The following is an 8,512-nucleotide window of genomic DNA, read 5'->3' as shown; positions in this document are numbered from 1 at the left end:
TCCGCTTCGTCATCTGGGTCGTTCCTTCGTCAGTCGCTACAGCATAGCAACTGGTCCGAAATCTCGCGACCACCTCTGTTTGTGGGCGATGCTGACTTCGAGAGAAGACTACAAGATTCAGGCTGCCGCTTAACCGCGCAGCCCGGATACCGGCAGGACTGAGAGGACGAAGACAAGTTACGGAACACGACGATCATGAGATCGGCAGCGGAAAACCCAGGATAAAACGGTGGCTCTCAAGCCCGTTAATCTGATTTGGAACCGCGCCTCGCATCTCCATAAGGGCCCGCCGCCATGTCGCGGCACTTCAGAGGCCGGACACATGACTGCACCCGATCAGTTGTTCCAAAGCTTTGAAATCACTCACAGTAACCGGGGCATCCACACACGTTTTATGTAACATTACCCGAGACTTGAGCTCACGTTGGTGAGCTTGGGAACGCGCCCGACACACTTCATCACAACCGGTGCTTGTCCGGCAAATCTTTGTTTCCGCAGCACAGATACCCCTTTGGTCGCATCCCGGAAAAGCTCGGGGCGACTCCAGCCTGCCCGAAAGCGAATGGTGAACGGTCTTGCATGTTGGATTTTCCGACATTATATTGAGAGAAAGACATCTATTCGGACACGAACGATGCAAACGACCACCAAGACGAAACTGTTTCCGAAGCAGGATCTGGAACTTGTGCTTCGTGACGAGCTCTTGCTCGCGGCGGAGGCTGAAGCCAGCATGCACGGAATTGTACTGCCCGCATCATCTGGGGTGGCGGCAGTCGCACCTGTACCGATGGATTCTCTCGTAGTTGTGGAGCTCCTGTGCGCGGTCGAACCAGTGCTTGGCTTTACGCCGGCGGATGCGACGGTACGCACTGGCGGATACAACTCGGTGCAAGACGCATTGGATCACTTAATCCCGCGGCTGGAACAGCAGTGGAAGAAGAAGAATGGAGTGTCAGCATGAGCGTCGCCAAGCGGACCAACGACGATGACCAAGAAGCTCGGCAGGAGATGGGGGAGCGGCTGCGGGAAGCACGTCGGTATTTGGGTCTAAAGCAAGACGAGGTGGCCCAGTACCTCAAGATCCAGCGAACCGCGTTGTCTGAGATCGAGGCCGGAAACCGCCGTGTCGAGGCTCTGGAGTTGAACCGGCTCGCGAAGCTGTATCGACAACCGGTCGCGTATTTCATCGGAGAAGACGATGCAGCTGGGAGTTTGCCGGTAGATGTAGCGCACCTTGCACGACAAGCCGCAGACTTGTCTCGGCAAGACCGGGATGAACTGGGGCGATTTGCCGAGTACTTGCGCGCCCGCTCGGCCGCAACCCAGGAGTAGCCAGTGGTTTCCAATTATTCGCAGGCAGTTCGCGGCGGAGCAGCTGCGGCGGCTCGCGCACACCGGCAACTAGGCGTGCGAGAGCGGCTCGAAACGTCAGGCGGTTCAGTCAACGTTTTTGCTCTCATCAATGAACTTGACGTGCCTTTGCTCCTACGGCCGCTCGACGGCTTGCTCGGAGCATATCTTAATGCCCCATCGCAAGGGATTCTCGTCACCACTCAGCGCCCCATGAGTATCCAGCGATTTACGGCCGCACATGAGCTGGGCCATTGTCTTCTGAACCATCAACCCAGCCTCGACGATGAAGCAAGTATCCTCCGTCGAATGCCAGCCAATTTCGATCCGGGCCACGACTATCAAGAAGTCGAAGCCGACGCTTTCGCAGTCGCGTTTCTCATGCCCAAATGGCTGCTCGCCCTACATATGAGGCGGCAGAATTGGACTGTGCCAGACTTTCGACGCGCAAACGTGATTTACCAGTTCAGTCTGCGACTTGGGGTGAGCTACGAGGCGTTGTGCTGGACCCTAGTTCGGTACAGGATGATTGCTGCGAAGCAGGCCCGCGAGCTTTTGCAGACAAAGCCGAAGGCGTTGAAAGAAGCTCTTCTCGCTGATCATCGACCGACAAACTATCGTGGCGATGTATGGCTACTTACCGAACGCGACGCTGGAGCGCTGATTGATGGCAGTCGTAACGATCTATTCGTTCTCAAGCTCACCGAGCACAGCAATGGAGGATACCTCTGGAACATCCACCAACTGCAGGAGAGCGGATTCGCCATCGTCAGTAATGAAATCGAAGCGCTCGAAACGGATAGCGTCGGTGATCCTGGAATACGACGCGTCACGGCTAGGCCTCCGGAAGAGTACCGAGGTCGCCTTGTGTTGGATGAAACACGGCCCTGGGATCACAATCAGAGTTTCTCCAGGCTAGAGTTGGACCTCGACCTGACAGGTCCCGAAGGTGAAGGCCTTTCACGTGCTGAGCGGCGAAGACTCCTGGAGGCCGCTTGAGTGATTGTGACGATAAACGTAGATTTACGGGCGAAATTTGGTCCCGTCAGGGATCAAGGTACGCGACCAACTTGCTTGGCGTTTGCCGCCAGCGACGCCCATGCTGCATTGCGCTGCGGCTGGGATCCTCTGTCATGTGAATTCGCCTTCTATCACGCACAAAAACGTACCGGGCGCTCGCCAAATAAGGGAGCATTTCTAGACGACATGCTGGCCGCGCTTCGAGATACCGGCCAGCCATCGGAAAGTGGATGGCCGTACATTCCGCGTTTGCCCACGGACCTTAGGCACTATCGCCCCCCATCATCCGTCGGAAGTTTATTTGGGCGCGAAAGTCAGAAGACCAGCCACGAAGTCGATCGAGTTTGCGATGCGTTGGATTCCAACGTCCCTGCTATTGTTCTTTCAGTCCTGACGAGAAGTTTCTTTAATCCGCCATCGGATGGAGTCATCGACCAAATCACCGGTGACGAGGTTTTTCCAGCGCCGCGACATGCCGTTGTCGCGGTCGGCTATGGGAAAGCGGCGACGAAACGTGTCATTCTGGTGCGAAATAGCTGGGGACCAACCTGGGGTTTGAGCGGGTATGCTTGGCTAACTGAGGATTTTCTGGCTAAGCACATGTATGCCTTGGCAATATTGACGGACGAATGCGATGTATCTGGCCATTCCGCCACAGCCTGATTGTGTAAGAACTTGGCGCGAAGCGGTCCGTTGCGTTGATAGAGAACCCGGACACGAGGCGCACAACGTCCTGATGTCAGTTGATGACCCGACCGCCGGGGCAAAGTTGAGCGACGCGAGCGTCAATGCCGTCAATGAATTCTTGCTACGGCACGACAAATCCGTCCGGACCATCGCCAACACGATTTTTCCGGAGGCGCTCTATCACAGATATGGTGCCCCGGAATTCTTCGACCGGTTTCGCGACCGAGTTCTGCCTACGGTACGACGCAACGAAAGATGGTCAGGATATTATTTCGAGCGGATGGTCGATTGGCCCGGCGCCCCGGCCGGCAATCCGCTTTGGGACGTCGTCACGCGTATGAGGGACCCGGCGGTCAGGGCAAGGAACAAATTTGAGCTTGCTCTTTTCGATCCTGCTCGCGACGTTGATCGTTCCCCTTACGGCGGACAGTGCCTCAGTTTTCTCAGCTTCAAACTGTTGGCAGGGAATCCGGAGACGCTCACACTCACAGCGATCTACCGGAACCACTACTATGTCGAAAAGCTACTCGGAAACTTGATTGGTCTCGGCCAGTTGATGTCGTTTGTGGCCACTGAAGCCGGACTCAATATTGGATCCCTGACCGTTCTGTCGTCACATGCGACAATCGACCTGCCACGATCAACATGCGGGGGGACTACAACACGTGGCGAGCTTCGAGCACTCCTTGACGAGATTGATGGTCTGTCTGCAGCCAATACCTAGGCAAACTCAGCGAAAGGCAGAGTTGCCGTTTCCGGTCGCCGGGCCGAACTTGAGAGATTGTATATTGCCTCGATGCCAGCAGTGAACTCTCTTTGCCCACCGTAGCTCGGATGGCGGACCTGAGATACAGGTAGGTCCAAATCTGCTAGAGCTTCTCCCGCATCACGCCCAATTGCCACCAAGCGTTTAGGTTGAAGCATCTCCAGGAGTGCCAACAGAAATGGCCAGGTTGCCGAACGCTCCGTTTTGCGATGTGAGCGGTTGGTCATGGGATCATCTGGCGCGTGCGGGTGAAGCGGAAACACATTCCACAGCATTACTGGCCTGCCAATTGACGAGAGAAGCTGCCAAGTGACTGTCGCCGTACGTTCGGCAAGTGCCGGTCCTGTCGTGGCCCGAGCAAGGGTTATTCCGCCAAACAGATGTTCAGCTTCCGTGAGATGTGCTTCGTCGGTCAAGGGTACTCCGGTACGCCGTCCCCCCCGGTACCCGAGGTCCCTTGCTATCCAGATAGTATCAGCACGGGCATTCATCGCGGCCTCAAGACACCGCTTCAGGTTCTCGCGTCGAGCGCGCGCAGCATCGACGGTATCGTGAATGGGGCAGATGTCGCTGTACGGATTAAAGGTGTTCACCAAATCTACAGCGGCAAGTTCTTCGACAAAGGATTCTGGAGTGTTCATGTCAACGGCTCGATGTTTAGCCGCCGCTCTACGGCATCTAGGATAACAGTTCCACGGCGATGTTCGCGCAGATAGCGAAATGCTGCGTATCCTTGCAGGATGGCCTCTTCCCACAGCCAGGTCGGACAGTTCTCGGCTTCGTAGCCGCGAACGAACTGTCTGACCTGCTTCAATAGGTCGAACGGCAACTCCCCGGCCCTCAGGTCTTGAAAGAAATCCATCTCCATGGCCTGTCCGAAAATCCAAACCGCGATCCCCTCCTCGATCAATGCGGCGCGGGCTCCGTCTTGGGCCTCGTCGATCTTTGGCCGACTCTTGCGTTTCAACCGAAAAAGGGAACGAGTGACCGGCGACCAGCCAAGGATAGCGACGTAGGCATAATGGAAGACATCATGGAACCTGTAGTCATCCGGTGTCATAGCGTTGTCCGTCAGTCGATCCCCGATGTTGAGGCCGTTGCAGGTCTGGAAGACGTAGCGTTTGCCACCAACCTCCCGTTCAAAGATGTTGATCTTGAGGTTTCTGGGCAGCTGTTCTTCCGGGGGCAAGTCCGCATCGAAGAAGGGTGGGTATGCCTTCTGGATGGGCCATCGGTCTGTCGTCTTTGCTCGATTCTTGATGGCCGCAGCTTCCAGTGTGACGCCCGCTTCATTGGCCGCGCGAATGAGTATCTCGAGAATCGCGACAAGTCGGGGTCCGAGACGTCGGCGATCCCTTTGGAGCTCGTTGTTCGATTGATCGGCCATAAGAAGCCCGGTTGCAGCCGCCAACTCGATGAGGGTTGCTTCGAAAGCCGGTGACGGTGACTGTCCAGCGGTCAGTACAGACGGCTGCAAAGCCTCAAAGGTGAGCGGCTCTCCCGTTGCGGATAGCCAGTCCTCGCTATCGCTGGCAAGGTTGGTGACAATATCGGCGAACGAGATTTCTGCCCTAGCAGCAACTAGGTTGAAGTACCAAAGTACGTCGCCGAGTTCCTCTGTAACCGCAGCCGCGTAGGCGCGATAGGAGATCGGGTCTCTCTGCTTCTTCTTCACTTCAGAGAGAAGGCTCCCGACCTCTCCAAAGAGGCCAAGCAAAGGGAAGTTGAGGGAATCCGCGTCCCGCCGAAGGTCCGTCGCAAGCGCATCCGTTGAGAATTCCTGCACTGACAATGAAATGAAATCGTCTGACATCCGCCCTCCAAATGTGTGATGGCTGAATGCGGGGCCATCTATATCTTGTACCTGTCATTTGATTCGATTGCGGTCAGTCCGGCAAGAAAAAGTGACTTCGCGCTCATCGGACTTTCCAAGAACCGAAGCTAGGCACACCGGTCGGCAAGGGCTGGAGCAATCAAGAAAGTAGTCTTCTGGTGCGCGGATCACATCTTGGATGACGACTGGTACCCACGCCGCTTCTTCGTCGCCGACAGCTTCATCAGAGCGTTCACCGCCATGCCCTCGTCCTCATGCTGCTCGACCAGCATCTGGCCACGGTAACCGATCCGACCCCATTCCCGTACCAGGCTCACGCCGCCGAAAAGATCGGGCTGAACGCTCATTCGATAGAAACGCCGCATGTTGAGAGACGGGTCGATCCGCTTGAGATCGACTGTCGTCGGGAACACCTCCATTTGCTGGGGTTCATCGAACATCTTGCGGTCACCTTGTCTGCCGCAACAATACCAAGTGTAAGTCCGTGTTTCCACAATGTTCTGTCCCGGATTGAAGTCGGGGGCTCACGCCCCCTTCTCGAACTTCATGACCGGGATGCCCAGCTTTTTGGCTTTATCGGCGAGGTTTTCCTGGATACCGGTTCCGGGGAAGACGAGGACCCCGACCGGGAGCACATCCAGCATCGCATCGTTTCGTTTGAAGGGCGCGGCCTTGGCGTGCCTGGTCCAGTCTGGCTTGAAGGCGACCTGCGTCACGCCCCGGGCCTCGGCCCATTTGGCGGCGATGAGTTCCGCGCCTTTGGGGCTGCCACCGTGCAGAAGGACCATGTCGGGATACTTGGTCCGGACCTGGTCGAGCTTGCCCCAGATCAGACGGTGATCGTTGAAATCGGTCCCGCCGGTGAGGGCGACTTTGGGGCCTGCGGGAAGCATCACTTCGGTCTCTGCCCGGCGCTTGGCGGCCAGGAAGTCGCGGCTGTCGATGAGCGCTGCGGTCATGTGCTGGCGGTTCACCATCGAGCCAGTGCGGGGGCGCCAGGTGGAACCCGTGTGCTGAACGAACTCGGATGCGGCGTGATCGCGCAGTACGTCCATGCAATTGCGCCGTTCGACGAGGGTCAGGCCTTCGGCCGTCAGGCGCTCGAGTTCGGTGGATTTGACCTCGGAGCCGTCCTGCTCGCGCTGGAGGCGGCGCTGCGCTTGCTCGTTCTCGTCAAGCGACCGCTCGATCCGGGCCGTGGCGCGGTGGAAGAGGTTGACCTGGCCCCAGAGCACCTCTTCGAGGTCGGGTTCCATACGGGTGTCTTCCAGGGTCGCGACGAGGGCGTCGAAGATGTCGGCGACGGCGATGGCGAGGCGCTGCCCATCGGGCATCGGGCGCGGATCGGGCTCGTCAAAGGGGCGATAGCCGTAGAGCTGGAGCTCGTCGAGCGCATGGGCGGTCTGGGATGCGCTATGGGCGGGTTCATACGCGTCGTCGTGGGTGTGGATCGTCATCAGTTCTTGCCTCCGGGCCTGTCTCGTCCGCGCGTCATCCCGCGCGGCCTTCATGGGCAGACCCGAGCCGTCGGGGCGGTTGCCCCTTCACCGCGGCTTCACCGGGGCCGGAACAGCGTGGAGGAGGTCGGAAGGGGGGCTATTTGTCTCGCGATGCAAAGGCGGCTTTGCCGCCGGCGGAAATAGGTTCCCTGCCGACCTTGCAGGGGCTACCGCTTTGACGGCCTGCCCATCTCTTGAAGGCCGCGCAGGGCTGACGGGTGGATGCGCAAGGCCCGGGATGGGGTGAGGACGACGATCCAGAGCCACGACTGGGATGCAGCCCCCTGCCCCGCACTCCCAGCCCCCCCTGCGCGATGCAGCTCAGCTGGGCAGGCGATGCCGATCCTCTGGCCCGATCTGACCTACCAGATGCTGGCGCAGCGCGTCCTTGCCGTTCGCCCGAAGATCATCGTTGAAATCCCCGAGCCGCGGTTCCAGCACCCGCACGCGCACCCCGACCTCGGAGGCTTTGGCGCTCAACTTCTCTGCCGCTCGTTGCCCAGCCGGATCGCGGTCGATGGCGATGTAGAGGCGCTGGAGCCCCTCCGGCAGCAGGACCGCCCCGAGGTGTCCCGACGAGAGAGCCGCCCAGACGGGAAGGCCGGGGGCCGCCTCGGACAGGGACAGCATCGTCTCGATGCCCTCGCCGACGACGAGGATGTCATCCTGCGGGGTGAGTCTGACAGCATTGCAGAGGAGGTGACCCATAGCCCGACGCTCTGGATTCACTGCCGCCTTCCCCTGTCCGTCAGGCGCCAGCCAGGTGCGATGCACGCCCTGCACGGCCCCTGCCCCATCGGTAACCGCCGCGATCATTGCCGGTCTTGGGATGCTCCGGGTCTGCCCTTCTTCCCGATGCCAGCACTTCGGGTGGAAGCGTAAGGCGCCGTTCGCCCCGAATTGGGTGATGCCTCGGGAACGGAGGTAGGTCTCAGCAAGCGTGCCTGTGATCGGGTTCGAGGCAGCAAACAAGCGCGCCGCTGCCGCAGGAGTGCCACCGGGCGCCTTGGCCTTCCTCGGCTCTTGCCTATCCGGGACGACCGGCTGCGGACGGCCAAGATGCGCTCGGGCCTCGGCGAGAAGGTCGGGGAAGCGCGTGATCCCCGTCCGGGCGCGGATGATATCCAGGAGATCGCCATGCTCGCCCGTGGCGCCGTCCGTGAACTTGCCAGCCGCCCCCGGCCCCGACGCAGGGCCCGTCAACCGCACGAAGAGCGAGCGGCCAGGATTGTTTTGCAGGTCACCCACGATCCAGTAGGATCCTTCCCGCCGTCCGGCGGGAAGGTAGGCACGACAAACGCCTTCAGCATTTTCTGCCAGATCGCGCACGAGGTCTTCGGTCTCGGAATACATGGG

At 59.0% G+C, this 8,512-nt stretch carries 10 protein-coding genes; 5 read left to right on the top strand and 5 right to left on the bottom strand.

All coding sequences use genetic code 11. The annotated features are described in order from the left end of the window. Nucleotides 1–634: 634 nt before the first annotated feature. The 5 genes from RBB42_RS25885 to RBB42_RS25865 are packed head-to-tail and all read left to right on the top strand — an operon-like array spanning nt 635 to nt 3,781. Nucleotides 635–961 (top strand): hypothetical protein, encoded by a 327-nt coding sequence (locus RBB42_RS25885; protein ID WP_306043899.1) that lies wholly within the window; start codon nt 635–637, stop codon nt 959–961. After that, the gene (locus RBB42_RS25880) at nt 958–1,332 is read left to right on the top strand and encodes a helix-turn-helix domain-containing protein (RefSeq protein ID WP_007803310.1); all 375 of its coding nucleotides are present in this window, start codon (nt 958–960) and stop codon (nt 1,330–1,332) included. Before RBB42_RS25885 ends, RBB42_RS25880 begins: the two co-directional genes overlap by 4 nt. Nucleotides 1,333–1,335: 3 nt before the next feature. Then, nucleotides 1,336–2,349, top strand: a complete 1,014-nt coding sequence (locus tag RBB42_RS25875; RefSeq protein WP_306043898.1) for an ImmA/IrrE family metallo-endopeptidase — start codon at nt 1,336–1,338, stop codon at nt 2,347–2,349. Beyond that, entirely contained in the window at nt 2,350–3,033 is a 684-nt protein-coding gene (locus RBB42_RS25870) for a C1 family peptidase (protein WP_306043897.1), read from the top strand. Then, nucleotides 3,005–3,781: a hypothetical protein gene (locus RBB42_RS25865; protein WP_306043896.1), complete on the top strand. Its 777-nt coding sequence runs from the start codon at nt 3,005–3,007 to the stop codon at nt 3,779–3,781. Before RBB42_RS25870 ends, RBB42_RS25865 begins: the two co-directional genes overlap by 29 nt. Here the strand turns inward: RBB42_RS25865 and RBB42_RS25860 are convergent. The 5 genes from RBB42_RS25860 to RBB42_RS25840 form a co-directional block, all read right to left on the bottom strand. Further along, nucleotides 3,778–4,464: a uracil-DNA glycosylase gene (locus tag RBB42_RS25860; RefSeq protein WP_306043895.1), complete on the bottom strand. Its 687-nt coding sequence runs from the start codon at nt 4,462–4,464 to the stop codon at nt 3,778–3,780. The genes RBB42_RS25865 and RBB42_RS25860 overlap by 4 nt on opposite strands. Then, nucleotides 4,461–5,636 (bottom strand): nucleoside triphosphate pyrophosphohydrolase family protein, encoded by a 1,176-nt coding sequence (locus RBB42_RS25855; RefSeq protein WP_306043894.1) that lies wholly within the window; start codon nt 5,634–5,636, stop codon nt 4,461–4,463. Before RBB42_RS25855 ends, RBB42_RS25860 begins: the two co-directional genes overlap by 4 nt. A 188-nt stretch (nt 5,637–5,824) precedes the next feature. Next, nucleotides 5,825–6,097, bottom strand: coding sequence for a WGR domain-containing protein (locus tag RBB42_RS25850; RefSeq protein ID WP_306043893.1), 273 nt, complete (start codon nt 6,095–6,097; stop codon nt 5,825–5,827). 84 nt (nt 6,098–6,181) lie between these two features. Next, complete coding sequence (locus RBB42_RS25845; RefSeq protein ID WP_306043892.1) at nt 6,182–7,114, bottom strand: DUF2493 domain-containing protein; 933 nt, start codon at nt 7,112–7,114, stop codon at nt 6,182–6,184. A 363-nt stretch (nt 7,115–7,477) separates the two neighbouring features. Next, nucleotides 7,478–8,509: a DUF7146 domain-containing protein gene (locus tag RBB42_RS25840; RefSeq protein ID WP_306043891.1), complete on the bottom strand. Its 1,032-nt coding sequence runs from the start codon at nt 8,507–8,509 to the stop codon at nt 7,478–7,480. Nucleotides 8,510–8,512 lie beyond the last annotated feature (3 nt).

Origin of the sequence: Mameliella sp. MMSF_3455, from assembly GCF_030733205.1 — a bacterium.
Classification (GTDB): Bacteria; Pseudomonadota; Alphaproteobacteria; order Rhodobacterales; family Rhodobacteraceae; genus Antarctobacter.
The sequence above is the reverse complement of the archived record's forward strand: the minus strand, read 5'-3'. Positions and strand labels throughout refer to the sequence as shown.

Bases quoted from the DNA above. Each gene is read 5' to 3' on its own strand.
- RBB42_RS25845 (WP_306043892.1), bottom strand. From the start codon at position 7,114: ATGACGATCCACACCCACGACGACGCGTATGAACCCGCCCATAGCGCA.
- RBB42_RS25840 (WP_306043891.1), bottom strand. From the start codon at position 8,509: ATGTATTCCGAGACCGAAGACCTCGTGCGCGATCTGGCAGAAAATGCT.
- RBB42_RS25860 (WP_306043895.1), bottom strand. From the start codon at position 4,464: ATGAACACTCCAGAATCCTTTGTCGAAGAACTTGCCGCTGTAGATTTG.
- RBB42_RS25850 (WP_306043893.1), bottom strand. From the start codon at position 6,097: ATGTTCGATGAACCCCAGCAAATGGAGGTGTTCCCGACGACAGTCGAT.
- RBB42_RS25880 (WP_007803310.1), top strand. From the start codon at position 958: ATGAGCGTCGCCAAGCGGACCAACGACGATGACCAAGAAGCTCGGCAG.
- RBB42_RS25865 (WP_306043896.1), top strand. From the start codon at position 3,005: ATGTATCTGGCCATTCCGCCACAGCCTGATTGTGTAAGAACTTGGCGC.
- RBB42_RS25885 (WP_306043899.1), top strand. From the start codon at position 635: ATGCAAACGACCACCAAGACGAAACTGTTTCCGAAGCAGGATCTGGAA.
- RBB42_RS25855 (WP_306043894.1), bottom strand. From the start codon at position 5,636: ATGTCAGACGATTTCATTTCATTGTCAGTGCAGGAATTCTCAACGGAT.